Annotated in this window: 18 protein-coding genes and 3 rRNA genes; 19 read left to right on the top strand and 2 right to left on the bottom strand. The window is 66.3% G+C overall.

What is annotated here, in order from left to right; all coding sequences use genetic code 11:
- Nucleotides 1-48 precede the first annotated feature (48 nt).
- From MUN76_RS04010 to rlmN, 5 genes are all read left to right on the top strand, one after another.
- On the top strand, nt 49-1422 hold the full coding sequence (locus MUN76_RS04010; RefSeq protein WP_244687361.1) for a sigma-54-dependent transcriptional regulator family protein: 1374 nt from the start codon (nt 49-51) through the stop codon (nt 1420-1422).
- Between the two features lie 94 nt (nt 1423-1516).
- Nucleotides 1517-3040, top strand: a complete 1524-nt coding sequence (gene exaC / locus MUN76_RS04005) for an acetaldehyde dehydrogenase ExaC (protein WP_244687359.1) — start codon at nt 1517-1519, stop codon at nt 3038-3040.
- A 68-nt stretch (nt 3041-3108) separates the two neighbouring features.
- Nucleotides 3109-4128: an alcohol dehydrogenase AdhP gene (gene adhP, locus MUN76_RS04000; RefSeq protein ID WP_244688652.1), complete on the top strand. Its 1020-nt coding sequence runs from the start codon at nt 3109-3111 to the stop codon at nt 4126-4128.
- A gap of 98 nt (nt 4129-4226) precedes the next feature.
- On the top strand, nt 4227-4640 hold the full coding sequence (locus MUN76_RS03995) for a DUF779 domain-containing protein (RefSeq protein WP_244687357.1): 414 nt from the start codon (nt 4227-4229) through the stop codon (nt 4638-4640).
- A gap of 34 nt (nt 4641-4674) precedes the next feature.
- The gene (gene rlmN, locus MUN76_RS03990) at nt 4675-5982 is read left to right on the top strand and encodes a dual-specificity RNA methyltransferase RlmN (RefSeq protein ID WP_244687355.1); all 1308 of its coding nucleotides are present in this window, start codon (nt 4675-4677) and stop codon (nt 5980-5982) included.
- A gap of 4 nt (nt 5983-5986) precedes the next feature.
- Here the strand turns inward: rlmN and MUN76_RS03985 are convergent, their stop codons facing one another.
- The gene (locus tag MUN76_RS03985; protein ID WP_244687353.1) at nt 5987-7045 is read right to left on the bottom strand and encodes an aminotransferase class V-fold PLP-dependent enzyme; all 1059 of its coding nucleotides are present in this window, start codon (nt 7043-7045) and stop codon (nt 5987-5989) included.
- 81 nt (nt 7046-7126) lie between these two features.
- Here MUN76_RS03985 and MUN76_RS03980 point away from each other — a divergent pair, with 81 nt between their 5' ends.
- Genes MUN76_RS03980 through MUN76_RS03960 form a run of 5 tightly spaced genes read left to right on the top strand, consistent with a single transcriptional unit; the run spans nt 7127 to nt 12642 of the window.
- Nucleotides 7127-8080, top strand: a complete 954-nt coding sequence (locus MUN76_RS03980; RefSeq protein ID WP_244687351.1) for a LysR family transcriptional regulator — start codon at nt 7127-7129, stop codon at nt 8078-8080.
- Nucleotides 8081-8093: 13 nt separating this feature from the next.
- Nucleotides 8094-9365 carry an MFS transporter gene (locus MUN76_RS03975; RefSeq protein ID WP_244687349.1) on the top strand — a complete coding sequence of 424 codons (1272 nt, stop codon included), beginning with the start codon at nt 8094-8096 and terminating at the stop codon, nt 9363-9365.
- A 10-nt stretch (nt 9366-9375) separates the two neighbouring features.
- Nucleotides 9376-10905 (top strand): glutamate--tRNA ligase, encoded by a 1530-nt coding sequence (gltX, locus tag MUN76_RS03970; protein ID WP_244687347.1) that lies wholly within the window; start codon nt 9376-9378, stop codon nt 10903-10905.
- A gap of 23 nt (nt 10906-10928) precedes the next feature.
- Nucleotides 10929-11945 (top strand): NAD(P)/FAD-dependent oxidoreductase, encoded by a 1017-nt coding sequence (locus MUN76_RS03965; RefSeq protein WP_244687345.1) that lies wholly within the window; start codon nt 10929-10931, stop codon nt 11943-11945.
- Nucleotides 11938-12642, top strand: a complete 705-nt coding sequence (locus MUN76_RS03960; protein WP_244687343.1) for a queuosine precursor transporter — start codon at nt 11938-11940, stop codon at nt 12640-12642. Before MUN76_RS03965 ends, MUN76_RS03960 begins: the two co-directional genes overlap by 8 nt.
- On the opposite strand, the gene tgt is transcribed toward MUN76_RS03960, so the two are convergent.
- Nucleotides 12629-13966, bottom strand: a complete 1338-nt coding sequence (gene tgt, locus MUN76_RS03955; RefSeq protein WP_244687341.1) for a tRNA guanosine(34) transglycosylase Tgt — start codon at nt 13964-13966, stop codon at nt 12629-12631. The genes MUN76_RS03960 and tgt overlap by 14 nt on opposite strands.
- A 681-nt stretch (nt 13967-14647) precedes the next feature.
- On the opposite strand from tgt, the gene MUN76_RS03950 reads away from it, so the two are divergent.
- From MUN76_RS03950 to mnhG, 9 genes are all read left to right on the top strand, one after another.
- A 16S ribosomal RNA gene (locus MUN76_RS03950) occupies nt 14648-16170 on the top strand.
- Nucleotides 16171-16646: 476 nt separating this feature from the next.
- A 23S ribosomal RNA gene (locus tag MUN76_RS03945) occupies nt 16647-19749 on the top strand.
- A gap of 146 nt (nt 19750-19895) precedes the next feature.
- A 5S ribosomal RNA gene (gene rrf, locus MUN76_RS03940) occupies nt 19896-20012 on the top strand.
- Together the 16S, 23S and 5S rRNA genes form the textbook arrangement of a ribosomal RNA operon.
- A 190-nt stretch (nt 20013-20202) precedes the next feature.
- Nucleotides 20203-23100, top strand: coding sequence for a Na+/H+ antiporter subunit A (locus tag MUN76_RS03935; RefSeq protein ID WP_244687340.1), 2898 nt, complete (start codon nt 20203-20205; stop codon nt 23098-23100).
- Nucleotides 23097-23639 carry a Na(+)/H(+) antiporter subunit C gene (locus MUN76_RS03930; protein WP_244687338.1) on the top strand — a complete coding sequence of 181 codons (543 nt, stop codon included), beginning with the start codon at nt 23097-23099 and terminating at the stop codon, nt 23637-23639. Before MUN76_RS03935 ends, MUN76_RS03930 begins: the two co-directional genes overlap by 4 nt.
- Nucleotides 23636-25297, top strand: coding sequence for a Na+/H+ antiporter subunit D (locus tag MUN76_RS03925; protein WP_244687336.1), 1662 nt, complete (start codon nt 23636-23638; stop codon nt 25295-25297). The genes MUN76_RS03930 and MUN76_RS03925 overlap by 4 nt, the downstream gene beginning before the upstream one ends.
- On the top strand, nt 25294-25860 hold the full coding sequence (locus MUN76_RS03920) for a Na+/H+ antiporter subunit E (protein WP_244687334.1): 567 nt from the start codon (nt 25294-25296) through the stop codon (nt 25858-25860). Before MUN76_RS03925 ends, MUN76_RS03920 begins: the two co-directional genes overlap by 4 nt.
- Nucleotides 25857-26171 carry an MrpF/PhaF family protein gene (locus MUN76_RS03915; protein ID WP_244687333.1) on the top strand — a complete coding sequence of 105 codons (315 nt, stop codon included), beginning with the start codon at nt 25857-25859 and terminating at the stop codon, nt 26169-26171. Before MUN76_RS03920 ends, MUN76_RS03915 begins: the two co-directional genes overlap by 4 nt.
- Nucleotides 26164-26523 (top strand): monovalent cation/H(+) antiporter subunit G, encoded by a 360-nt coding sequence (gene mnhG, locus MUN76_RS03910; protein ID WP_244687331.1) that lies wholly within the window; start codon nt 26164-26166, stop codon nt 26521-26523. The genes MUN76_RS03915 and mnhG overlap by 8 nt, the downstream gene beginning before the upstream one ends.
- Nucleotides 26524-26537 lie beyond the last annotated feature (14 nt).

Genomic DNA, 26537 nt, shown 5'->3' with positions numbered 1-26537 from the left:
CTCAGCGCGGGGTACCCTCGGGGTACGGCCGCGAGGGAGGGGCAGGCGATGAGCGGATGGCAGGCGCTGCGACGCGGGGAATCGGTGCGCGAGCGTCGCACCCAGATCGAGCGGGCCCACGCGCAGTTCGTCGGGGTCTCGGGATCGGCGGCCGAGCCGGAACTCCGCGAGCGCTTCGCCGCGCAGCAGACGCTTCGCCCCGTCGTCTTCGACTCGTGGCTGCGGTCGCGCCGGCGCACCCTGGACCCCGATCGCACCCCCGACCAGCCCGCGCTCTCCGCGGACGAGCTCGACGCGCTGCGGCGCGTCCACCCGCTCGGTCAAGTGCTGCCCGTGGTGCAGCGCCTGCTGCTCGAGGAGGCGAGCGATTCCGGGTTCATCGTCGCGATCGGCGACGCCGCGGGTCGGCTGCTCTGGGTGGACGGCGACGCGCGGCTCCGCACGCGGGCGGAGGACATGGGCTTCACCGCGGGCATGGACTGGTCGGAGGCCGCCGTGGGCACGAGCGCACCGGGGAGCGCCCTCGCGCTCGACCACGCGATCCAAGTGCTCGGGGCGGAGCACTACAACCGCTCCGTGCACCAGTGGAGCTGCACCGCGATCCCCGTCCACGACCCGGACGACGGTGCGATCCTCGGGGTCATCGACGTCACCGGGGGAGACGCCGCGGCCGCGCCGCACCTCCTGCCGCTCGTCGAGGCGACCCGGGCCGCGGTCGAGGCCGAGCTGCAACTCGCCGCGCTCCGGGCCCGGATCGACCGCGATCGCCCGCGCCCGAGTCGTGGTCGCCGCGGAGACGGGCCTGCCGCGCCGGTCGCGGCGGCGCGTGCGCAGTCCGCCCGGCTCGTGCTGCTCGGTCGGGATCCCGGGATCCTCGAGCACGCTGGGGCGGTGCTGCCGCTGAGCGGTCGCCATGCCGAGATCCTGCTCGCCCTCGCCGAGGCCCCGCACGGCCTGAGCGCCGCCGTGCTCGCCGAGCAGGTCTACGGCGACGCGGCGTCGGAGCAGACGCTGCGCGCCGAGGTGGTGCGGCTGCGGAAATGGCTCGGCACGCATGCGCCGGGCCTCGGCCTCGAGTCGCGGCCGTATCGACTGCGCGACACCGTGCGGGTCGACGCGCGCGAGATGCTCGCGGCACTCGGTCGGGGCGCGCACCGGCTCGCGCTCGCGGCCTACGAGGGGGCCGTGCTGCCCCACTCGGATGCGCCTGTCGTGCGGGACCTGCGCGGCGACGTCGACGCGACGCTGCGTGAGTCGATGCTGCAGTCCGCGGCCGCGGATCCGCTGTTCGAGTACGCGCAGCACTGGGCGAGCGACGACGCGGAGGTGTGGCAGACCCTGCTCGGGATCCTGCCGCCCCTCTCCCCGAAGCGCGCTCGGGTGGTCGCGAGACTCGAGGCGCTGGAGCGCCTGCAACCTTGATGCAACGGTCGGCGTCGTAGCCTGCGAGGACCGAGACGTTCCACGAGGGGCGCGCTCGGGTTCCACCTGACAACGACGTCGAAGGAGATCTCCCATGGCCGTGTACGCCGCCCCGGGCCAGCCCGATTCGCTGGTGACCTATCAGAGCCGCTACGAGCACTACATCGGAGGTGAATGGGTCGCACCGGTGAAGGGCCAGTACTTCGAGAACGTCACGCCGATCACGGGCAAGGTGTTCTGCGAGGTGGCCCGCGGCACCGCCGAGGACATCGACGCCGCCCTCGATGCCGCCCACGCCGCGGCCCCCGCCTGGGGACGCACGACCCCGGCCGAGCGCGCGGTGATCCTGAACACGATCGCGGACCGCATGGAAGCGAACCTCGAGATGCTCGCCGTGGCGGAGACGTGGGACAACGGCAAGGCCGTCCGCGAGACCCTGAACGCCGACATCCCGCTCGCCATCGACCACTTCCGCTACTTCGCCGGCGCGATCCGTGCGCAGGAGGGCGGGCTGTCGCAGATCACCGAGGACATGGTCGCGTACCACTTCCATGAGCCGCTCGGTGTGGTCGGGCAGATCATCCCCTGGAACTTCCCGATCCTCATGGCCACCTGGAAGCTGGCCCCCGCGCTCGCCGCGGGCAACGCGATCGTCTTGAAGCCCGCGGAGCAGACCCCGGCCTCGATCCTCGTGCTCTTCCAGCTCATCGGGGACCTGCTCCCCGCCGGGGTGGTGAACATCGTGAACGGCTTCGGCGCCGAGGCGGGCAAGCCCCTCGCGACGAGTCCGCGCATCCGCAAGATCGCGTTCACGGGTGAGACGACGACGGGCCGCCTGATCATGCAGTACGCGTCCGAGAACATCATCCCGGTGACCCTCGAGCTCGGCGGCAAGAGCCCGAACGTCTTCTTCGAGGACGTCATGGCCGAGAACGACGCCTACTTCGACAAGGCGCAGGAGGGCTTCACGATGTTCGCCCTGAACCAGGGGGAGGTGTGCACCTGCCCGTCGCGCGCGCTGCTGCAGGCGTCGATCGCCGACGACTTCCTCGACGCGGTCGTCGAGCGGACGGAGCGCATCACGCGCGGCAACCCGCTCGACACCGACACGATGATCGGGGCGCAGGCCTCGAACGATCAGTTCGAGAAGATCAAGTCGTACCTCGACATCGGTCGCCAGGAGGGCGCGCAGCTGCTCACCGGCGGCGAGCCCGACGACCGCGGGGGCGAGTTCTCGGACGGCTTCTACATCCGGCCCACGATCTTCCGCGGCGACAACTCGATGCGGATCTTCCAGGAGGAGATCTTCGGGCCGGTGGTGTCGGTGACCACGTTCAGCGACTTCGACGACGCGATCCGGATCGCCAACGACTCGCTCTACGGCCTCGGTGCCGGGGTGTGGAGCCGGAGCGGCAACGTCGCCTACCGGGCCGGGCGCGCGATCCAGGCGGGCCGGGTGTGGGTGAACAACTACCACGCCTATCCGGCGCACGCGGCGTTCGGCGGCTACAAGTCGAGCGGCATCGGGCGCGAGAACCACCTCATGATGCTCGACCACTACCAGCAGACGAAGAACCTCCTCGTCAGCTACAAGGAGACGGCGGACGGCTTCTTCTAGGCCGCGCGCTGCCCACACCGAACGAGGAGGAGACCTCAATGACTGCTGACCATCTGATTCCCGACACGATGCGCGCCGCGAGCGTGCGCAGCTTCGGCGCACCGCTCGACGTCGACGCTGTTCCGACCCCCGCTCCTGGTCCGGGCCAGGCACTCGTCCGAGTGCTGACGACCGGCGTCTGCCACACCGACCTGCACGCCGTCGAGGGCGACTGGCCGGTACAGCCGAGCCCGCCGTTCATCCCCGGGCACGAGGGGGTCGGAGTGGTGGTGGCGCTCGGCCCCGGGGTCGATGACCTCGCCGTGGGTGACCTGGTGGGCAACGCCTGGCTCTGGTCCGCCTGCGGACACTGCGAGTACTGCCGGACGGGGTGGGAGACGCTGTGCGAGCAGCAGCAGAACGGCGGCTACTCGGTCGACGGATCGTTCGGCGAGTACATGCTCGTCGACGCCGTGTACGCCGCGCGACTGCCCGAGGGCACGGATCCCGCAGAGGTCGCCCCCGTGCTGTGCGCCGGGGTGACCGTCTACAAGGGGCTGAAGGTGACGGGGGTGCGACCGGGGCAGTGGGTCGTGATCTCCGGGATCGGCGGGCTCGGACACATCGCCGTGCAGTACGCCGTCGCGATGGGCATGCGCGTCGTGGCCGTCGACGTCGCCGACGACAAGCTCGCATTGGCTCAGCAGCACGGAGCCGAGGTGACGGTGAACGCCCGCGCGCAGGATCCGGTCGAGGCCATTCAAGCCGCTACCGGAGGTGCGCACGGCGTGCTCGTCACGGCGGTGCACCCCTCCGCGTTCGGCCAGGCCATCGGCATGACGCGTCGCGGCGGCACGATCGTGTTCAACGGACTGCCGCCCGGGGACTTCCCGGCGCCGATCTTCGACATCGTTCTGAAGGGGCTCACGATCCGCGGATCGATCGTCGGCACACGGCAGGACATGATCGAGGCGCTGGACTTCTACGCGAGGGGCCTCATCCATCCGACCATCGCCGAGCGCCCGCTTGATGATGTCAACGCGGTCTTCGACGACATGCGCGCCGGGGCGATCGACGGACGCATCGTTCTTCGGTTCGCCGACGCGTGAACCATCGCGACGGCCGGGAGGTTTCTGCGAGGCCTCCCGGCCGCGCGACGTACCATGACACCCCAGCGGCACGGGCGCCGTGCCGGAAGGAGGACGCCATGACCGACCTCACTCATGCCCGGCCCGACGTCGAGGGCGAGACCGAGAGCCGGCTCGCCTTCACCCGCACCGCGATCGAGCTCGTCGACCGGCTCTGGGCGATGCACGGCCCGCTGATGTTCCACCAGTCCGGCGGCTGCTGCGACGGCAGTTCGCCGATGTGCTACCAGGAGGGAGAGTTCAAGACGGGTGGCCAGGACGTGCGGCTCGGCACCCTCGAGCTGCCGCCGCTGCCGGGCGGGTCCCCGGCGCCGCGCGAGATCGGCTTCTGGATGTCGAGGGAGCAGTTCGGGGTCTGGGCGCACACGCACCTCACGATCGACGCGGTCCCGGGGCGGGGGAGCGGCTTTTCGCTCGAGGCGCCGGAGGGGCAGCGCTTCCTCATCCGCTCGACGCTGCTCGGGGCGCGGTGAGCGCATCCAGGTCGCGGATGCGACAATAGAGGCAATGGATCCGAACAAGCTCACTCACACCGACGGCACCGAGTACACGAGGACTCGTCCGCGGCGCGACGGCGCCGACGCTCCCGCGCGCCCGCAGGTCAGGCCGAAGGCAGAGGGCTGGAAGCAGCTGGCGGGCCCCGACGGCCGGCCGACGCTGCAGTTCGCGTCGCCGCGCGTGAAGCAGCCGACGACCCACCTCGCGGACATGACACTCGCCGAGCGCGAGGCGAAGGTGACGGAGCTCGGGCTGCCCGGGTTCCGGGCGAAGCAGCTCTCCAAGCACTACTTCGAGAACTACACGAGCGACCCCGAGCGCATGACCGACCTGCCGAAGGACGGCCGTGAGGATCTGGTCGCGGCGTTCTTCCCGCCCCTCCTGACCGAGGTGAAGCGGATCGCCACGGACGACAACACCACGATCAAGTTCCTGTGGCGGCTGTTCGACGGGGCGCTCGTCGAGTCCGTGCTCATGCGCTACCCGGGTCGGATCACCCTCTGCGTCTCGAGCCAGTGCGGCTGCGGCATGAACTGCCCCTTCTGCGCGACCGGTCAGGCGGGGCTCACCCGCAACATGTCGACGGCCGAGATCCTCGACCAGATCGTGCAGGCCAACCGGGTCATCGCCGAGGGCGGTCTCGGGCGGGTTCGCGCCGTGGGCAACGGCGCCGAACCGGAGCGCGTCAACAACATCGTCTTCATGGGAATGGGCGAGCCGCTCGCCAACTACAAGCGCGTGATGAACGCGGTGCACCGCATGATCGCCCCCGCACCCGAGGGGCTCGGCATGTCCGCCCGCGGCATCACCGTCTCGACCGTGGGGCTCGCCCCCGCGATCCGGAAGCTGGCGGACGAGAACATCCCCATCACCTTCGCCCTCTCGCTCCACGCGCCCGACGACGAGCTGCGCGACGACCTCATCCCGGTGAACAGCCGCTGGAAGGTCTCGGAGGTGCTGGACGCGGCCTACCACTACTACGAGAAGACCGGACGCCGCGTGTCGATCGAGTACGCGCTGATCAAGGACATGAACGACCACGCGTGGCGCGCCGAGCTGCTCGCCGACAAGCTCAACGCGTACGGTCGCGGCTGGGTGCACGTCAACCCGATCCCGCTGAACCCGACTCCCGGCTCCATCTGGACCTCGTCGACCCGCGAAGTGACGCGAGAGTTCGTCGACCGGCTCAACGCCGCTGGTGTGCCGACGACGCTGCGCGACACCCGCGGCAAGGAGATCGACGGCGCCTGCGGGCAGCTCGTGGCGACGGAGCAGGATCGCGCCGACGCCGACGCGGCGATCGCCGCCGCGGTCTAGCCGACTACCGACCGAGGGCCGTGCGCAGCAGCGCCACGTCGTCGTCGGTGTTCCAGAGGTGGAACGAGACACGCGCGTTCCCAGCGCGGCCCGATGCGACGATGCCGGCGCGCTGCATCGCGGCGAGGTCGGCGCCGTCGGGATCCGCCCACGTGACGATCGCGGAGTCGCCGGGTGCGAGCCCGAGCAGTGCGCGCGCGGCACCGGCCAACCGCAGGTTGTGCGCGTGCACCGCATGCGGGTCGAGCTCCGCGAACAGCTGGAGTGCCGCCTCGGTGCCGCCGAGCACCGGCCAGGCGGGGGAGACGCTGAAGCGCCCGGCACCGGCGGCGAGCGGAGTGTGCCCGGCGTAGCACGACGACCAGATGTCGTCCGCGGAGCACCAGCCGGCGGCGAGCGGGGTGAGTGTGTCGTCGAGCCCGTCGCGCACCGTGAGGAACGCGGTGCCGCGGGGTGCGCAGAGCCACTTGTAGGCGTGGCAGACCGTGTAGTCGAAGCTCTCCGCCCCGATCGGCAACCAGCCGAGGGACTGGGTGAGGTCGACGCACGTGCGCGCGCCCACGGCTGCGGCTGCGGCCGTGATGGCCGCTGCGTCGGCGACCTCGCCGGTCGCGGATTGCACGAGTGAGAACACGACGAAAGCGGTCTCCGGCCGGATCGCGGCGGCGAGCTCCGACACCGGGGCGTAGCGGACGCGGACACCGCGGTGCGCGAGTTGCTCGAACGGGTGCGTCAGCGACGCGAAGTCACCGGCGGCGCACAGCACCTCGGCGCCGTCGGGCACCGCGGTGGCGACGACCGAGGTCAGCTGCGAGACCTGCGACCCCATGGCGACGCGGTCGGTGGTCACCCCCGCGATGCGCGCGAAGAGCGCGACGCAGCGCTCCGCCTGCTCACCGAGCGCGTGCGTGTTGAGGCGCCCACCGGCCCAGATGTCCAGGAACTCCCGCATCGCGCGGGTGGTGGTGCGGCTCGGCAGCCCGCCCGTGCACGCCGAGAGATACCCCGGTGCCGGGTCGAAGTGCTGCTGGAAACCGTGAACGGAGGGGGCGGTGTCGATCATCCCGCCAGGCTAGGCGAGCGCGGAACATAATGAAAGTGAAAGCTTCTTATCATTTCCTTCATCCTGGGTTATGATGAGCGCATGAACACGATTCGCAGCGCAGACCCGCTCGGCTCCATCGATTCGACCGAGCTGCGCATCCTCCACGCCCTCGCCATCACCGGCTCGCTCACGGCGACGGCGGCGCAGCTCGGCCTCAGCCAGCCCGCGGTCAGCCAGCGCATCAAGCGCGTCGAGACCCGCCTCGCCGTGCCGCTCATCGAGCGCAGCGGACGGGGCATCCGCCTCACCACCGCGGGCCAGATCCTCGCGGATCACGGCCGCACCGTCGTCTCCGAGATCGACGCGGCCCTCGCCGCCATCGACGACCTGCGGGGTGAGCGCGCCGGCACGATCCGCCTCGTGGGCTTCCCCTCGGCGTCGGCCACGGTCGTGCCCGACGTGATGCGAGCGCTGAATGTTGAGGCGCCCGAGGTGGCGCTCCAGTACCGGGAGGCCGAGCCGCCCGCGGCCACGGCGATGCTCCGCGACGGCGAGGTGGACTGCGCACTCGTGTTCGACTACGAGGGGGCGGCCGAGCTCCCCGCGGGCAGCGCGTTCCTCCCGCTGTGGCGTGAGGAGGTCAGCCTGGTCGTCTCCGACGAGCGCGCCGGCGCGGCCGAATCGGCCAACCTCGCCGATTTCTCCCACGAGCACTGGATCGCCGGTTGCGAGAAGTGCCGGGGGCACCTGCTCACGGCCGCGGGCGAGGCGGGCTTCGAGCCCGACATCATCCAGGAGACCGACAACGTGCCCGCCATGTTGGCGATGGCCGCCGCCGGTGGTGCCGTCGCGCTCGTGCCGGGGCTCGCACTCGCAGCGGCACGCACGCTGCCCGAGGACGCGCGGGCGCTGCGGCTCGACCCGCCGCGCACCCGCACGATCGGCCTCGTCTCGATGGTGACCGCCAACGAGAGCCCGCAGGTCCGCCTCGCGAAGCGCCTGCTCGCGGGCGTCGACGGCAGCCGCTGGGGACTCACCTCCGTTGCCGCGTAGTCAGGCGAATCCCGTGTCTGCTCCGCCCACTGCGCCGTCGACCGCGCTCGACCGTCGTCTCCGTGACCAGCGTCGGATCGTCCGGGTGCTCGCGCTCGCGACCGTGCTCGGCGGCCTCGGCGTCGGCGCGTCGCTCTCGGCCGGGGCGCTGCTGATCGCCGACGTCACCGGCAACGACGCGCTCTCCGGCTTCGGCCCCACGATGAACGGGCTCGGCGCGGCGCTCGCCGGGATCCCGCTCGCCCGCCTCGCGGCGCGCACGGGTCGCCGCATCGCGCTCGCATCAGGCAACATCGTCGCCGTGCTCGGCGCGGCGCTCGTGATCTTCGCGGCGAGCCAGCGGATTTCAGTGCTGCTCTTCATCGGGCTCGCCGTGCTCGGCGTTGCAGTCGCCGTGCAGCTGCAGTCGCGCTTCGCGGCCGCGGATCTCGCGCTGCCGGAGCGTCGTGGACGCGACCTGTCGCTCGTCGTCTGGTCGATCACCATCGGCGCCGTCACCGGACCGAACCTCATCGGCCCGGGCGCCGACCTCGGCGAAGCGCTCGGATTGCCCGGCCTCTCCGGCATCTTCCTCTTCACGATCGTCGCGCAGCTCGCCGCCGCCGGGGTCGTATGGTTCGGGCTCCGCCCGGATCCGCTGCTCGAGGCGCGCCGGATCGCGGCCGCCGGGGTCGCGCCGCCCGTGGCGCCCGAACCGCAGGCCTCCCCGCCCGTGCCCCCGCCGACGGTCTCCGCGATGCCGCAGTTCTTGGCGATCGCGCTGATCGCCCTCGCGCACGCGGTGATGGTGGGGCTCATGGCGATGACCCCGCTGCACCTCACCCACCACGGCGGCAGCATCACCCTCGTCGGATTCACCATCAGCATCCACATCGCCGGCATGTACGCGATCTCGCCCGTGTTCGGCATGCTCACCGGTCGCTTCGGCGCGATCCCGGTGGTCCTCGGCGGGTTCGCGGTGCTGACGCTCGCCGCCGTCGGCACCGGGTTCGGCGGCAGCGACGTCGTGATCATCCAGGTCGCGCTCGTGCTGCTCGGCGTCGGCTGGAGCGCCGTGACCGTCGCGGGGGCGACCCTGCTGACGGATCTCACCCCGGCGCCGCTGCGCCCGGCGCGTCAGGGGCAGTCCGACACCACGATGAACGCGGCGGGAGCGCTCTTCGGCGCGGTCTCCGGGGTCATCTTCGCGGCGGGCGGCTTTCCGGTCCTCTCGGCCGTCGCCGGTGCGCTGATCGTGCTCGGAATTGCGGCGACCCTGCGGCTCGCGGTGCTCGCGCGACGATAGGATGGTCGTGATGTCACACACCGAGACCCCCCAGTTTTCCCGCGCGACCGGCTCCGATGTTCGCGTCCGCTTCTGCCCGTCCCCGACGGGCACCCCGCACGTCGGCATGATCCGCACGGCGCTCTTCAACTGGGCCTATGCGCGGCACACCGGGGGCACCTTCGTGTTCCGGATCGAGGACACCGACGCGGCGCGCGACAGCGAGGAGAGCTACGCGCAGATCCTCGACTCGCTGCGCTGGCTCGGGCTCGACTGGGACGAGGGGATCGACGCGGGCGGCGAGCACGGGCCGTACCGGCAGTCGCAGCGCGGTGAGATCTACCAGGGTGTCATCGCGCAGCTGGTCGAGGCCGGGTACCTCTACGAGAGCTTCTCGAACGCCGAGGAGATCGACGCGCGCAACATCGCCGCGGGCCGCCCGAAGCAGCTCGGCTACGACAACTACGATCGCGACCTGACCGACGAGCAGCGCGCGGCCTTCCGCGCCGAGGGGCGCGAGCCCGCTCTCCGATTCCGGGTGCCCGACGAGGATCTCTCCTTCACCGACCTCGTGCGCGGCGACATCACGTTCCCCGCCGGGTCGACGATCGACTTCGTCGTCGTGCGCCCGAACGGCGCCCCGCTCTACACCCTCGTGAACCCGGTCGACGACGCGCTGATGGGGATCACGCACGTGCTGCGCGGCGAGGATCTGCTCTCGTCGACCCCGCGTCAGATCGCGCTCTACCACGCGCTCGTTCGCATCGGGGTGGCCCAGGCGATCCCGCAGTTCGGGCACCTGCCCTACGTCATGGGCGAGGGCAACAAGAAGCTGTCGAAGCGCGACCCCGAGTCGAACCTGCTGCACCACCGCGCCCGCGGCTTCATCCCCGAGGGGCTGCTCAATTACCTCTCACTGCTCGGTTGGTCGCTCGCGCCCGACCGCGACGTCTTCTCGAGCGAGGAGATGGTCGCGGCCTTCGACGTCGCCGACGTCAACCCGAACCCTGCCCGCTTCGATCAGAAGAAGGCCGACTCGATCAACGCCGACCACATCCGGCTCCTGTCGGAGGAGGATTTCGGCGAGCGGATCCGTCCGTACCTCGTCGCGGAGGGGGTGCTGCCGATCGAACCGTCGGAGCACCAGCGGGAGGTCATTCGGAAGGCGGTGCCGCTCGTGCAGAGCCGCGTCACCGTGCTCTCCGAAGTCGCCGGCATGCTCGGCTTCCTGTTCACGTCCACCGACGCGCTCGAGTACGACGAGGATGCGCTGCAGTCCCTGAAGGCCGATGCACCGGAGGTCCTCGCCGCCGGCACCGCCGCGCTGACCGCGATCCCCGAGGATGCGTGGGCGACCGAGCGCATTCAGACGGCGCTCCAGGAGGCCCTCATCGACGGGCTCGGCCTGAAGCCCCGGGTCGCGTTCGGCGCTCTGCGGGTCGCGGCATCGGGCCGCCGCGTCTCGCCGCCCCTCTTCGAGTCCTTCGAGCTGCTCGGCCGCGACGCCTCGCTCGCGCGGCTGCGCAAGCTCGCCGATCGCCTCGCCGCCGACCGGGTGTAACCGTCGTGGTGTCGGTGAGCGGGGTGCCCGCACAGGAGGCGGCCGCAGCGCAGGGCGCCGCTGAGGAGCTGCCGTTCGGCGTCGCCATCATCGGCGGCGGACCCGCGGGGCTGTCGGCAGGCTTGCAGCTCGTGCGCGCGAACCGGCGCATCGCGATCCTCGACAGCAACCGCCCGCGCCACTCCGCGACCCTGCAGTCGCACGGCTTCCTCACCCGGGATGGGGCACCGCCGCTCGAGCTCAGGCGGCTCGGCCGCGAGGAGTTCGAGAGCTACCCGACCGCACGCTACGCCCAGGCGATGACCCGGCAGGTGACACCCCTGACGCCCGACGAGGCGATCGCTGCCGGCTTCCCGGATGGCATCGGGTTCCGCGTTCGCGGCACGGGAGTGCGCGGCTCGGCCGACGTCGAGTTCGTGGCGCGCCGAGTGCTCATCGCCGCGGGACTGACCGAGGAGCTGCCCGCCTTCCCGATGATCCGCGCGTACTACGGCACCGCGCTCCACAGCTGCGTCGAGTGCGACGGCTTCGAAAAGACCGATAAGCCGCTGGCACTCATCGGCGAGACGACGGACGTCTTCTCGCGTGCCCTGCTGATCAGCCGCTTCAGCTCCGACCTCATCGTGTTCACGAACGGTGCGGACACGGTGACCTCGGTACAGGAGCAGCAGCTCGCCGCGATCGGGATCCGCGTCGAGCGCCGTCCGATCGACGACATCGTGGGGGAGAAGGCCGACATGACCGGCGTCCGCCTCGCCGACGGCGAGGTCGTTCCGCGGGTCGGCGGGTTCGTCCGCCCCCGCTGGCACGCGCCGGTGGAGTTCCTGGGCGATCATCCGATCGATCGCGACGACTGGGGCCTCGTGGTCGTGGACGATCGCGGCGAGACCTCGGTGCGCGGCATCTACGCGGTCGGCGACATCGTGCCGCCCGGGCCGCAGCAGCTCATCATCGCCGCGGGCAACGGCGCGCGCGTCGCGGCGAAACTGAACATGGACATGATTCGCGGGGCGCTCGGAGTGGGGTTGGTTGATGAGTGAGACGGGGACGATCATGACGGGCGCGAAGAGCGAGCAGACATACGCGACTCCGGGCGCCCGCTCGGCGGCGTCGGGATCCCGCTACGCGGTCATCGTGGCCACGTTCGTCGGCCTGCTGCTCATCTCGAACATCGTCGCGGTGAAGCTCATCGCGTTCGGCCCGTTCATCGTGGACGGCGGCGTGTTCTTGTTCCCGCTCGTCTACATCGTCGGCGACGTGCTCGCCGAGGTGTACGGGCTGAAGGCGGCGCGGCGCGCGATCCTGACCGCCTTCGCGCTCTCGCTCCTCACGTCGCTGACGATCTGGGTGACCCAGCTCTCACCCGCGGCCGCCGGCTGGGAGAACCAGGAGGCCTTCGAATCGGTGCTCGGCTTTGTCCCGCGGATCGTCGCGGCGAGCCTCGGCGCGTTCCTCGCCGGGCAGTTCATCAATGCCTGGGTGCTCGTGAAGCTGCGCGAGCGCACCTCAGGTCGCTTCCTCCGCACGCGCCTCATCGGCTCGACGCTCGTCGGTCAACTCGTCGACACGATCGTGTTCTGCACGATCGCGTTCTGGGGCGTTATCGAGGGCTGGGACTTCATCGGCTACACCGCGCTCGGTTACGGGATCAAGGTGCTCGCGGAGATCGTGCTGCTGCCGATCACGACGCGGGTCATCTCCCGCGTCCGCCGCGCTGAAGAGCTCACCGCGCGCTAGTCGCCGCCGTCTTCCGCGCGGCCTCGCGTGCGAACTCGGGCCCGTACTGCCGGCCGAGCACCTCGTCTCGAAGCTCGGCGAAGGTGCCGTCGACGATGCTCGCCCGGATCCGATCGACGAGGCGCACGATGAATCGCTCGTTGTGGATGGTGGCGAGCGTCGAGCCCAGCATCTCCTTCGCCTTGAACAGGTGGTGGAGGTACGCCGCGGTGGTGTTCGTGCAGGTGTAGCAGTCGCACTCGGGGTCGAGGGGTTCGAAGCGGCGGCGCTGGCCGGCGGACTTCGCGTTGATGCGGCCGGTCGAGGAGTACATGGTGCCGCCCCGGGCCTGGCGCGACGGTGCCACGCAGTCGAAGGTGTCGGCGCCGGCGGCGATGGCGGCGAACAGGTCATCGGGCTCCGAGATCCCGAGCAGGTGCCGGGGCTTCTTCTCCGGGAGCTCGTCGGAGACCCACGACACGATGGTGCCGAGCCGGCTCTTCTCGAGGGCGCCGCCGATCCCGAACCCGTCGAACTGCTGGTCCGTCGCCTCGGCCCCGGTCATCCGGCCGAGTCCGGATGCCGCCTCGCGTCGGAGGTCCTCGTACTGCGCACCCTGCACCACACCGAAGAGCGCCTGATAGGGCCGATGACTCCGCTCCGCGGTCTGGCGGGCGTGCTCGTCGAGGCAGCGCACCGCCCACCGAGCCGTGCGGGCGACGGAGTCCTCCTGGTAGACGCGCGTGTTGAGCAGAGTGGTGCACTCATCGAACGCGAAGATGATGTCGGCGCCGAGCTGGTGCTGGATCTGCATGGACACTTCGGGGGTGAAGCGGTGCCGGTCGCCGTTGAGGAACGACTTGAACGTGACGCCGTCCTCATCGACGTGCGCGAGGCGCTCCTTCGTCGACGCGATCACCTCGGTGCTCGCGTACTCGTCCTCCGCCATCGAGATGACCTTCTTGAAGCCGACCCCAAGGGACATTACCTGGAACCCGCCGGAGTCGGTGAAGGTCGGGCCGCTCCAGTTCATGAAGGCGCCGAGCCCGCCGGCCTCGTCGACGAGGTCGCTGCCCGGCTGGAGGAACAGGTGGTACGCGTTGGCGAGCACTGCTTGCCCACCGAGCTGCTCGACGGTCTCGGGGAGCATCGCCTTCACAGTGGCCTTCGTGCCCACCGGGATGAAGGCCGGTGTCTGGATCTCACCGTGCGGGGTGCTGATGGTCCCGGTACGCCCGAGCGCCTGACCCTGCGAGCCGCGCGCTCCTCCCGTCTCGAGCCGATGCTCGACGGAGAAGGAGAAGTCGGCGGGGGAGGGCTGGTGCTCAGCGGAGGTGTCGTTCACTCGACCATTCAAGCAGGTGGGGTGCGATCATCGATCGGAGGAGGCTCGACGCGCCCGAGAAACGTGGGCCTCCTGCCGATTCCGGGGATATTTGGCGGATGTGATCCGCGACTCGGATGGTGGCCTGGCGCGGGCGCTGACGCAAGAATGGCGGAATCATGCGGAGACACGCCCGGGCGAGGGCTGCGCTTTGCGGGGGTGCCCCGATCCGCGTAATGTTTTCCCTTGTCAGCGAGACGGTGCGGGAAGCGAAAGCGGCCCGGATCGCAAGCCTGAATCGGATTCTCTACGGATCACCCGGAACTTGATTCATCATGTTCCAGTGTGTAGAGTAGAGAACCTCATCTCACCGAAACGGTGGCCGCGCGAATGAGCGTGAGCAGCACCGTGCTGAGATCGTAAGATTCGGCCGATTTGGTTTCACCAAGTCGTTCTGGTAAGTTGGAAAAGTTGCTTTTCGGAAGCCCGGTTGGGTGTGTACGGGGGGTGTCTGGTCCTTGAGAACTCAATAGTGTGCACTTGATTGTCAAATGCCAATTTTATAATCCCGTCCATCCACGTTTGTGGGTGAATGGCGATTCCTTTTGGACAAATTATATGAACGTCAGGTTTGATGTTTGTTTTTGTCAGGTTGAACTCGTTCGGGGGTGGCTTATTCCGCTGCTTTTGGACATGTAATTTTTTACGGAGAGTTTGATCCTGGCTCAGGACGAACGCTGGCGGCGTGCTTAACACATGCAAGTCGAACGATGAAGCCCAGCTTGCTGGGTGGAAGAGTGGCGAACGGGTGAGTAACACGTGAGTAACCTGCCTATCACTCTGGGATAAGCGCTGGAAACGGCGTCTAATACTGGATATGTCCCATCACCGCATGGTGTGTGGGTGGAAAGATTTATCGGTGGTAGATGGACTCGCGGCCTATCAGCTTGTTGGTGAGGTAATGGCTCACCAAGGCGACGACGGGTAGCCGGCCTGAGAGGGTGACCGGCCACACTGGGACTGAGACACGGCCCAGACTCCTACGGGAGGCAGCAGTGGGGAATATTGCACAATGGGCGCAAGCCTGATGCAGCAACGCCGCGTGAGGGATGACGGCCTTCGGGTTGTAAACCTCTTTTAGTAGGGAAGAAGCGAAAGTGACGGTACCTGCAGAAAAAGCACCGGCTAACTACGTGCCAGCAGCCGCGGTAATACGTAGGGTGCAAGCGTTGTCCGGAATTATTGGGCGTAAAGAGCTCGTAGGCGGCTTGTCGCGTCTGCTGTGAAAACTGGAGGCTCAACCTCCAGCCTGCAGTGGGTACGGGCAAGCTAGAGTGCGGTAGGGGAGATTGGAATTCCTGGTGTAGCGGTGGAATGCGCAGATATCAGGAGGAACACCGATGGCGAAGGCAGATCTCTGGGCCGTTACTGACGCTGAGGAGCGAAAGCATGGGGAGCGAACAGGATTAGATACCCTGGTAGTCCATGCCGTAAACGTTGGGAACTAGATGTAGGGCCTGTTCCACGGGTTCTGTGTCGTAGCTAACGCATTAAGTTCCCCGCCTGGGGAGTACGGCCGCAAGGCTAAAACTCAAAGGAATTGACGGGGGCCCGCACAAGCGGCGGAGCATGCGGATTAATTCGATGCAACGCGAAGAACCTTACCAAGGCTTGACATATAGAAGAACGGGCGAGAGATCGTCAACTCTTTGGACACTTCTATACAGGTGGTGCATGGTTGTCGTCAGCTCGTGTCGTGAGATGTTCGGTTAAGTCCGGCAACGAGCGCAACCCTCGTCCTATGTTGCCAGCACGTTATGGTGGGAACTCATGGGATACTGCCGTGGTCAACACGGAGGAAGGTGGGGATGACGTCAAATCATCATGCCCCTTATGTCTTGGGCTTCACGCATGCTACAATGGCCGATACAAAGGGCTGCGATACCGCGAGGTGGAGCGAATCCCAAAAAGTCGGTCTCAGTTCGGATTGGGGTCTGCAACTCGACCCCATGAAGTCGGAGTCGCTAGTAATCGCAGATCAGCAACGCTGCGGTGAATACGTTCCCGGGCCTTGTACACACCGCCCGTCAAGTCATGAAAGTCGGTAACACCCGAAGCCGGTGGCCTAACCCTTGTGGAGGGAGCCGTCGAAGGTGGGACTGGTAATTAGGACTAAGTCGTAACAAGGTAGCCGTACCGGAAGGTGCGGCTGGATCACCTCCTTTCTAAGGAGCACTCGCCCCCTTGTGGGGTGCAGATTGTTCAGATCATCACCGAATGTGTGGTGCTGGACGCTCATGGGTGGAACATTTGGCAAGCAAACTACAGTTTGATCGTGTGGGTTTCAGTACGCTGCTTCTTTCGGGGAGTGGTTGGAACGAGCCGGCGTGATTGGGGTGTGGTGAACCTAGTGCATACTATTGGGTCCTGAAGGCCCAGCCACCATGGTGGTGACGGTGTCCCGGTTTTCTGGGGTGTTGTTGCTGTTGTGGGGACTGTTTCTTCTGACCCTCGGCCAGGAAACGTGTTGTTTCTGGTGGGGGGATCGACCGTACGTTGAGAACTACACAGTGGACGCGAGCATCTTTCAAGACAAGATGATCTGCTTTCTTTCGGGAGGGCAGTGTTTGTCTTGTCTTGAGATACTTAATAATTTCATTGGTCACACACTTTCGGGTGTGTGTTTCTGATACTTATGTGATTTCAAGTTTATAAGAGCAAACGGTGGATGCCTTGGCATCTGGAGCCGAAGAAGGACGTAGTAATCTGCGATAAGCCTCGGGGAGCCGATAAACGGGCTGTGATTCGAGGATTTCCGAATGGGGAAACCCCGCCAGGGCGCGTGCGTACCTGGTGACTCCCGCCTGAATATATAGGGCGGGTAGAGGGAACGGGGGGAAGTGAAACATCTCAGTACCCCCAGGAAGAGAAAACAACATGTGATTCCGGTAGTAGTGGCGAGCGAACCCGGATGAGGCTAAACCAGTCATGTGTGATACCCGGCAGGGGTTGCATGGTTGGGGTTGTGGGACATGCCTGGAAGATCTGCCGGTCTTTCGACGTGAATGTGTAGCTATAGGAGAACCGCTTGGAACGGCGGACCGGAGTGGGTGAGAGTCCCGTATCCGAAATGGTGGCACTGCGTGGTGTGGATCCCAAGTAGCACGGGGCCCGAGAAATCCCGTGTGAATCTGTCAGGACCACCTGATAAGCCTAAATACTCCCAGATGACCGATAGCGGACTAGTACCGTGAGGGAAAGGTGAAAAGTACCCCGGGAGGGGAGTGAAATAGTACCTGAAACCGTTTGCTTACAATCCGTCGGAGCCAGCTTGTACTGGTGACGGCGTGCCTTTTGAAGAATGAGCCTGCGAGTTAGCGATATGTGGCGAGGTTAACCCGTGTGGGGTAGCCGTAGCGAAAGCGAGTCTGAATAGGGCGATTCAGTCGCATGTCCTAGACCCGAAGCGAAGTGATCTATCCATGGCCAGGTTGAAGCGCGTGTAAGAGCGCGTGGAGGACCGAACCCACTTAGGTTGAAAACTGAGGGGATGAGCTGTGGATAGGGGTGAAAGGCCAATCAAACTTCGTGATAGCTGGTTCTCTCCGAAATGCATTTAGGTGCAGCGTTGCGTGTTTCTTGCCGGAGGTAGAGCTACTGGATGGCCGATGGGCCCTACAAGGTTACTGACGTCAGCTAAACTCCGAATGCCGGTAAGTGAGAGCGCAGCAGTGAGACAGTGGGGGATAAGCTTCATTGTCGAGAGGGAAACAACCCAGATCACCAACTAAGGTCCCAAAGCGCGTGCTAAGTGGAAAAGGATGTGGAGTTGCTGTGACAACCAGGAGGTTGGCTTAGAAGCAGCCACCCTTGAAAGAGTGCGTAATAGCTCACTGGTCAAGTGATTCCGCGCCGACAATGTAACGGGGCTCAAGCACGCCACCGAAGTTGTGGCATTCATATAACAGGTAGGCCTTCGTGGTCCAGCCGTATGGATGGGTAGGAGAGCGTCGTGTGGCGAGTGAAGCGGCGGTGTGAACCAGTCGTGGATGCCACACGAGTGAGAATGCAGGCATGAGTAGCGAAAGACGGGTGAGAAACCCGTCCTCCGGAAGACCAAGGGTTCCAGGGTCAAGCTAATCTTCCCTGGGTAAGTCGGGACCTAAGGCGAGGCCGACAGGCGTAGTCGATGGACAACGGGTTGATATTCCCGTACCGGCGGTAAACCGTCAAAGACCTAACCAGTAGTGCTAAGCAATCCAATACTCCGCGGATCCTTCGGGTGATGTGGGGTGGCGGCTGCGAACCCGAACTGGGGTGGTGAGCGTGAGGTGTGACGCAGGAAGGTAGCCTGTGCCGGGCGATGGTTGTCCCGGTGTAAGTGCGTAGCCCGTCTCTTAATAATAGTTTGAGGCTTTGGGTGAGACACGATGCGGACCCGTATGGGGAAGCAGGTGATCCTATGCTGCCAAGAAAAGCATCGACGTGAGGTTTGCTGTTGCCCGTACCCCAAACCGACTCAGGTGGTCAGGTAGAGAATACTCAGGAGATCGAGATAATCATGGTGAAGGAACTCGGCAAAATGCCCCCGTAACTTCGGGAGAAGGGGGCCATCCACTTATACGGATTTACTCCGGAAAGGGTGTGGTGGCCGCAGAGACCAGTGGGAAGCGACTGTTTACTAAAAACACAGGTCCGTGCTAACACGCAAGTGGACGTATACGGACTGACGCCTGCCCGGTGCTGGAAGGTTAAGAGGAGAGGTTAGACCTTTGGGTCGAAGCTTTGAATTTAAGCCCCAGTAAACGGCGGTGGTAACTATAACCATCCTAAGGTAGCGAAATTCCTTGTCGGGTAAGTTCCGACCTGCACGAATGGCGTAACGACTTCCCAGCTGTCTCCACCGTGAACTCGGCGAAATTGCAGTACGAGTAAAGATGCTCGTTACGCGCAGAAGGACGGAAAGACCCCGTGACCTTTACTACAGCTTGGTATTGGTGTTCGGTGTGGCTTGTGTAGGATAGGTGGGAGACTGTGAAGCTTGGACGCTAGTTCAGGTGGAGTCATTGTTGAAATACCACTCTGGTCATATTGGATATCTAACTACGGACCCTGATCGGGTTCTGGGACAGTGCCTGGTGGGTAGTTTAACTGGGGCGGTTGCCTCCCAAAAAGTAACGGAGGCGCCCAAAGGTTCCCTCAACCTGGTTGGCAATCAGGTGGCGAGTGTAAGTGCACAAGGGAGCTTGACTGTGAGACTGACAGGTCGAGCAGGGACGAAAGTCGGGACTAGTGATCCGGCAGTGGCTTGTGGAAGCGCTGTCGCTCAACGGATAAAAGGTACCTCGGGGATAACAGGCTGATCTTGCCCAAGAGTCCATATCGACGGCATGGTTTGGCACCTCGATGTCGGCTCGTCGCATCCTGGGGCTGGAGTTGGTCCCAAGGGTTGGGCTGTTCGCCCATTAAAGCGGTACGCGAGCTGGGTTTAGAACGTCGTGAGACAGTTCGGTCCCTATCCTCTGCGCGCGTTGGAAATTTGAGAGGATCTGACCCTAGTACGAGAGGACCGGGTTGGACGAACCTCTGGTGTGCCAGTTGTTCTGCCAAGGGCATGGCTGGTTGGCTACGTTCGGGATGGATAACCGCTGAAAGCATCTAAGCGGGAAGCCGGCCTCGAGATGAGATTTCCTTACGACTTGATCGTGTGAGGCTCCCAGTAGATTACTGGGTTGATAGGCCAGATGTGGAAGCACAGCAATGTGTGGAGCTGACTGGTACTAATAAGCCAAAGACTTGACTTCACCACACCCCCTCGGGTGGTGTGGAACATAAGACAAATTGTTGTGTAACGATGAAACGCGTCCACTTTGTGGTTCTTGACGTACGGCTGACCGCCGCACGGACGGAACAAACTGGTTCCCCGTGTGCGGGCACATGTCAATAGAGTTACGGTGGTTATAGCGTCAGGGAAACGCCCGGTCACATTCCGAACCCGGAAGCTAAGACTGACAGCGCCGATGGTACTGCAAGGGGGACCTTGTGGGAGAGTAGGACACCGCCGGACAACTTTTCAGAGAGGGCTCCAACCGGAGCGATCGCCAGTGATGGCGAACGATTCGGTTGGGGCCCTTTCGCTGTATACGGGGCATGTTTCGTCCCGATGTCGGCAGCCGCGGCGGCAGATTCGAGCCCCGAGGTTCCGATAAACTGATTCGAGAACAACCACACGACGTCCCGACGAAAGAAGGCCGCCTATGGGTGCGATGACGAGTATTCTGCTCGCCCTCGCACTGACGTCATTGGTCACGCACACCCTGGTTCGCTGGAAGGGTCGTCGCGGGTTCCTGATCCTCGCGGCCGTCATGCTGGCGGCATTCGGGGTGATCCTGGCAGTTGCACTCCCGGTGTTCTCCGGCGGCAGTATCACCGAGTCGATGCCCTGGATTCCGCAACTCGGGATCACGCTGTCCTTCCGCCTCGACGCGGTCTCCGCGCTCTTCGCGCTTCTCGTCACCGGCGCGGGTGCGCTGATCCTCGTCTACTGCACGAGTTACTTCGACGAGGGGGAGGCTGGCCTCAGCCGCTTCGCCGCGGTGTTCATGGGCTTCGCGGTGTCGATGCTCGGCCTGGTGCTCGCCGACGACGTCTACCTCCTCTTCATCTTCTGGGAGGGGACGACGATCTTCTCCTTCCTGCTCATCGGGCACGTCACGCGGCTCCGTACGGCCAACGCCGCGGCGCTGCAGGCGTTGATGGTGACGACGCTCGGTGGACTCGCGATGCTCGTGGGGTTCGTGATCCTGTCTCAGGCGGCCGGCACCACCCTGCTCTCCGAGATCGTGGCGAACCCGCCGGGTGGCGCGCTCGGGACGACCGCGGTGTTCCTCGTGCTCGCGGGCGCGCTCTCGAAATCTGCCATCTTCCCGTTCCACTTCTGGCTTCCCGGTGCGATGGCCGCGCCGACCCCGGTGAGTGCCTATCTGCACGCCGCAGCGATGGTGAAGGCGGGCATCTACTTGATCGCTCGGATCAGCCCGGGATTCGGCGACGTCGTCGGGTACCGCGAGACGCTCGTGATCCTCGGCGCGATCACGATGCTCAACGGCGGGATCCGTGCCCTCAAGCAGTTCGACATCAAGCTCATCGTCGCGCACGGCACCGTGAGCCAGCTCGGTCTGCTCGTGATGGTCTTCGGCCTGGCGGATCCGCGCGCCTCGTTCGCGGGATTCGCGCTGCTCTTCGCGCACGCGTTCGCCAAGGCGCCGCTCTTCCTCTCCGTCGGCATCATCGATCACTCGACGGGCACGCGTGACCTTCGCAAACTCTCCGGTCTCGGGCGTCGGATGCCCGTGCTCGCCGTGATCACGACCCTCGCGGCGCTCTCCATGGCCGGCGTTCCGCCCTTCCTCGGGTTCGTGGCCAAGGAGTCGGCGTTCACGGAGATGCTCGAGATCGCCGAGACGCACCCGATCGCTTGGGTGGCGTTTGTGGTCGCGGTCGTCGGCAGCATACTGACCGTCGCCTACATGGGACGTTTCCTCTGGGGGGCCTTCTCGCAGAAGCCTCAGGTCGCCACCTGCACCGTCGTGCATGCGCCCGGGCGGGCGATTCTCACCGCACCCGCGGTCTTCGTCGCGATCACCCTGGTCGTCGGCCTCGCCTCAGCTGCGGTCGATCCGCTGCTCCAGGTCACCGTCGAGGCAGCAGACGGGTTCGAACCCGAGCACCTCGCGCTGTGGCACGGGTTCACCCCGGCGCTGCTCGCCTCGGTGCTCGTGCTCGCGCTCGGCGCTGCCCTCGCGGTGATCCTGTCGCGCATGCAGACCGTCCTGCCCGTCGCGCCCGAGCGGTTCTCCGCGTCGCACGCGTACTGGGTCATCACGCAGTGGCTCGACATCGCCGCGGTGCGTCTCACCTCGCTCACGCAGCGCGGCTCGCTGCCCTTCTACCTGGCCGTCATCCTCATCGTGCTCGTCACCGTGCTCGGCGGCACGATCGTGGCGACGGGCGCATGGCCTGCGGAGTTCGAGCTCATCAGCTCGCCGGTGCAGATCCCGATCGCGATCATCATGATCCTCGCGGCGATCTTCTCGCTCCGGGCGCGCACCCGCTTCCAGTCCGTCGTGCTCGTGGGCGTGACGGGGTACGGCATGGCCGCGATCTTCGCCATGCACGGCGCTCCCGATCTGGCGCTGACACAGGCGCTCGTCGAGACGGTCACGCTCATCGCCTTTGTGCTCGTGATCCGGCGCCTGCCGCAGCGGCTCGGGAGCCAGTCGACCCGCAAGGTCCGCTGGGGGCGCGCGGTGATCGGCGCCTCGGTCGGCCTCGTCATCGGCGCGTTCGCGCTCATCGCCCTCGGGTCCCGGGTCGCCGATCCTATTTCGCTGCTGCTGCCCGAGCTCGCGTACGCGGGAGGCCACGGCAGCAACGTCGTGAACGTCATGCTCGTCGATATCCGTGGGTGGGACACGATGGGGGAGCTGTCGGTGATCCTCGCCGCGGCGACGGGTGTCGCGTCGCTCGTGTTCCTGAACACCCGCGTCGACACCCGACCGAAGCTCAGCCGCCGCGCCGCGCAGGTGCAGGCGCGCGAGCAGCTCCTGCGTGTGGTCGACCCCAACGATCCGGCGCGCCGCACCGGCTGGCTGCTCGCCGGTCGCACGCTCGATCCTGCGCGCCGCTCGATCCTGCTCGAGGTGGTCGTGCGGCTGCTGTTCCACGCGCTCATCATCCTCTCGATCTACCTGCTGCTCACGGGGCACAACACCCCGGGAGGCGGCTTCGCGGGCGGGCTCGTCGCGGGCCTCGCGCTCGTCGCCCGGTATCTCGCGGGCGGACGGCACGAGCTCGGCGCGACGGTGCCACTCGACGCCGGTCGGATCCTCGGCACCGGGCTGGCCCTCGCGGTCTCGATGGCGTTCATCCCGATGCTCTTCGGCCAATCGGCCCTCGCCTCCGCGTGGGTGGACGTCGACCTCGGGATCTTCGGCACGCTCCCGCTCGTGACCTCGACGCTGTTCGACATCGGTGTGTATCTTGTGGTGTTCGGGCTGATCCTCGATGTGCTTCGGAGCCTGGGCGCGGAGATCGATGAGCATGAGGAGAGCGAAGTCGCGGCATTCGAAGAGGAGGAGGTGAGGTCGCAATGACGATGCCCCTCGTCCTGGTCGCGGTCATGGTCGTCATGTACTCCTGCGGGGTGTACCTGATGCTCGACCGCACGCTGACCCGACTCCTGCTCGGCTTCCTGCTCGTCGGCAATGCCACGAACCTCCTCATCTTCCTGATGTCTGGATCCTTCGGCGACGCCCCCCTGTCGGGTGACACTGCAGCCGAGGACATGAGCGATCCGCTGCCGCAGGCGTTCATCCTGACCGCGATCGTGATCACCTTCGGTGTCAGCGCGTTCTTCCTCGCCCTGATCTACCGTTCCTGGCGCCTGGCGCAGGATCTCGACGACACCGTGCAGGACGACGAATCGGATCTCGAGCTCGCGACCACCGAGGCGCTCGCCACGGTCGAGGTCACCGACGAGGATCTGGCCGAGACCCAGGAGTTCGACGACGAGGAGAACGGCGACGCCGCGAACGACGTCCCGACCGACAACGTCCGCGACACCGACACCGGCACTGACACCGAAACTGACGAGCACTCCGCTCCGGACAGCCCCGGGGGTGATCGCCGATGACCGTGCTCGTTCCCCTCGTCGTGCTCGTGCCGCTCGCGGCCGCCGCCTTCGCCCTCGCGGTCCCCGGCCGACGTCGCCTGCAGCAGGGCATCACGCTCGTCGCGCTCAGTGGCGTCGTGGTGCTGAGCGCCGCGCTCATGGTGATCGTGGACGCGCAGGGCACCCTCGTCATGGAGGTCGGCGGCTGGGCCGCGCCGTTCGGGATCGCACTCGTCGTCGATCGGGTCTCCGCACTTATGCTGACGGTCTCCGCCGTCGTGCTGCTCGCGGTCTTCCTCTTCTCCATCGGCCAGCGTCTCGCTGACGGTGACGAGGACACGCCGGTCTCGATCTACTACCCGACCTACCTGGTGCTGGGCGCGGGCGTGTTCAACGCGTTCATCGCCGGCGACCTCTTCAATCTCTACGTCGGCTTCGAGATCCTGCTCGTGTCGAGCTACGTGCTCATCACCCTCGGCGGCACCAGCCAGCGCATCCGCGCGGGCGTCACCTACGTCGTCGTCTCGCTCGTGTCGTCCGTGCTCTTCCTCGCCGCGATCGCCATGATCTACGGGGCGACGGGTACCGTGAATATGGCACAGCTCACGGTGCGGATCGCCGAACTCCCATCGGAGGTGCAGCTCCTTCTGAACCTCATGCTGCTCATCGCGTTCGGGATCAAGGCGGCGGTCTTCCCGCTCTCCTTCTGGCTGCCGGACTCGTATCCGACCGCCCCGGCGCCGGTGACGGCGGTGTTCGCCGGATTGCTGACCAAGGTCGGTGTGTACGCGATCATCCGGAGTCAGACGTTGCTCTTCCCGGACTCGAGCGTGGACACGCTGCTCATGGTGATCGCGGGCCTGACGCTGCTCGTCGGGATCCTGGGTGCGATCTCGCAATCCGACATCAAACGATTGCTCTCGTTCACGCTGATCAGCCACATCGGCTACATGATCTTCGGCATCGCGATGGCCAACGCCGCGGGATTCGCCGCGACGATCTTCTACATCACGCACCACATCATCGTCCAGACCACGCTCTTCCTCGCGGTCGGATTGCTCGAACGACAGGGCGGCACGACCTCGCTCTCCGGGCTCGGCGGCATGCTCCGCACCGGCCCGGTCATCGCCGTCCTCTTTTTCATCCCGATGCTCAACCTCGGCGGGATCCCGCCGTTCTCCGGCTTCATCGGCAAAATCGGGCTCTTCACCGTGGCGGCCGAGCTCGCGACCCCGGGTGCCTACTGGCTGATCGGGATCGGCGCGCTCGTGTCGCTGCTCACGCTCTACGCGCTCGCCCGCGCCTGGGTGCTCGCCTTCTGGCGGCCGCGGGTCCGCGCCGAGGGCGGCGACAAGAAGGCGCAGAAGGCCCCGAGCACCGAGGCGCTGCTCCTGCGCGAGCGCGAGGAGGCGCTGCTCGAGCGGCTGCACGACGCCCCCGATGCACCGCCGCTGCAGGAGCAGAAGGAGATCCCGCGCCTGATGGTCGGCGCGACCGCGGGCATGGTCGTCGTGAGCGTGGCGCTCACGGTGTTCGCCGGTCCGCTGTACGCCTACTCCTGGCGCGCCGGCCAGGATCTCGCCGAACCGGCCGCGCTCGTCGAGCTCGTGCTGGGCGACTCGACGACGGGCCTCGGCGGCGGCAGCGGCACGACGGAACCCGAGGAGGGAGCACCGTGAGCGAGACCGATGCTGGACCCCCGCGCGCGACGCGTCGCGCCGAGTGGGGCGTGCGCCTGCACGAGCTGCCGTTGCTCATCGGGCTGGTGGTGCTGTGGATGATGCTCTGGCAGTCGGTGTCGCTGCTCTCCGCCGTGAGCGGCATCGTGGTCGCAGTCTTCGTGATGCGCCTGTTCTACCTGCCGCCGGTCGAGCTCGCGGGCCGGTTCAACCTGTGGTGGGCGCTGCGGTACCTGGGGTACTTCTTCTGGCACCTCGCCCGTGCCTCCTGGCAGGTCGCCTGGCTGGCGGTGCGGCCGGGCCCGCCGCCGCCGACCTCGATCATCGCGGTGAAGCTGCGGACCCGGTCCGACTTCATCCTGACGATGGTCGCGCTCACGAACTCGCTGATTCCGGGATCGCTGATCGCCGACGTCGACCGCTTCGAGTCGACGCTCTACCTGCACGTGCTGAACACGCCGACCCAGAAGGAGATCACGAAGATGCGCCGTGATGCACTCCACATCGAGCGGCTGCTCGTCATGGCCGTCGGATCGCGCGACGAGATGCGGGTCGTCCGATGAGTGCCGTGATGATCGCGCTGCTGATCGCGGCGGGCGCCGGGCTCACCGCGACCGCACTCGCGTGCATCGTGCGCATCGTGCGGGGACCGACGATCCTCGACCGCATGATCGCCTCCGATGTGCTGCTCACCACCCTCATGCTGGCGGTCGGGACGGATATGGTGGTGCGTGGCCACACCGCGAGCATCCCGCTCATGACGGTCATCGCTGCGACGGCCACCTTCGCGACGATCGTCGTCGCGCGCTTCGTGAAGCGGCGCTCCGACCAGGCCTCCTTGCCCACTCGAACGTCGGAGGCCGGCCATGTTTGATCAGATCCTGGATCTCGCCGCCGTCGTCTGCGTCTTCCTCGCAGCCGTGCTCTCGGTCGCGGCCGGCGTCGGCCTGCTGCGGTTCCCGGACGCGCTGAGCCGCCTGCACGCCGCCACCAAACCCCAGATCTTCGGGCTCCTGCTCGTGATCGCGGCGATCGCGCTCGACCAGCGTTCCGTACCGACGCTGCTCGCGCTCGTGCCGGTATTCGTCTTCCAGTCGCTCACCGCGCCCATCGCGGCGCACATGGTCGGTCGTGCGGCGTATCGCACCGGGCAGCTCGACACCGAGACGCTCGTCGTCGACGAACTCGGGCCCGCGATCGAGCGGAGCGATTCGCTCTACCGGTGATCGACAGACGCGTG

This window comes from Leucobacter rhizosphaerae (assembly GCF_022919175.1).
Taxonomy (GTDB): Bacteria; Actinomycetota; Actinomycetes; order Actinomycetales; family Microbacteriaceae; genus Leucobacter; species Leucobacter rhizosphaerae.
The sequence above is the reverse complement of the archived record's forward strand: the minus strand, read 5'-3'. Positions and strand labels throughout refer to the sequence as shown.

What these genes read in the sequence shown, in the direction of transcription:
- MUN76_RS03960 (WP_244687343.1), top strand. Translation starts at nt 11,938, where the DNA reads ATGAGTGAGACGGGGACGATCATGACGGGCGCGAAGAGCGAGCAGACA.
- exaC (WP_244687359.1), top strand. Translation starts at nt 1,517, where the DNA reads ATGGCCGTGTACGCCGCCCCGGGCCAGCCCGATTCGCTGGTGACCTAT.
- adhP (WP_244688652.1), top strand. Translation starts at nt 3,109, where the DNA reads ATGCGCGCCGCGAGCGTGCGCAGCTTCGGCGCACCGCTCGACGTCGAC.
- MUN76_RS03980 (WP_244687351.1), top strand. Translation starts at nt 7,127, where the DNA reads ATGAACACGATTCGCAGCGCAGACCCGCTCGGCTCCATCGATTCGACC.
- mnhG (WP_244687331.1), top strand. Translation starts at nt 26,164, where the DNA reads ATGTTTGATCAGATCCTGGATCTCGCCGCCGTCGTCTGCGTCTTCCTC.
- MUN76_RS03930 (WP_244687338.1), top strand. Translation starts at nt 23,097, where the DNA reads ATGACGATGCCCCTCGTCCTGGTCGCGGTCATGGTCGTCATGTACTCC.
- MUN76_RS03915 (WP_244687333.1), top strand. Translation starts at nt 25,857, where the DNA reads ATGAGTGCCGTGATGATCGCGCTGCTGATCGCGGCGGGCGCCGGGCTC.
- rlmN (WP_244687355.1), top strand. Translation starts at nt 4,675, where the DNA reads ATGGATCCGAACAAGCTCACTCACACCGACGGCACCGAGTACACGAGG.
- MUN76_RS04010 (WP_244687361.1), top strand. Translation starts at nt 49, where the DNA reads ATGAGCGGATGGCAGGCGCTGCGACGCGGGGAATCGGTGCGCGAGCGT.
- gltX (WP_244687347.1), top strand. Translation starts at nt 9,376, where the DNA reads ATGTCACACACCGAGACCCCCCAGTTTTCCCGCGCGACCGGCTCCGAT.
- MUN76_RS03985 (WP_244687353.1), bottom strand. Translation starts at nt 7,045, where the DNA reads ATGATCGACACCGCCCCCTCCGTTCACGGTTTCCAGCAGCACTTCGAC.
- MUN76_RS03925 (WP_244687336.1), top strand. Translation starts at nt 23,636, where the DNA reads ATGACCGTGCTCGTTCCCCTCGTCGTGCTCGTGCCGCTCGCGGCCGCC.
- MUN76_RS03935 (WP_244687340.1), top strand. Translation starts at nt 20,203, where the DNA reads ATGGGTGCGATGACGAGTATTCTGCTCGCCCTCGCACTGACGTCATTG.
- MUN76_RS03995 (WP_244687357.1), top strand. Translation starts at nt 4,227, where the DNA reads ATGACCGACCTCACTCATGCCCGGCCCGACGTCGAGGGCGAGACCGAG.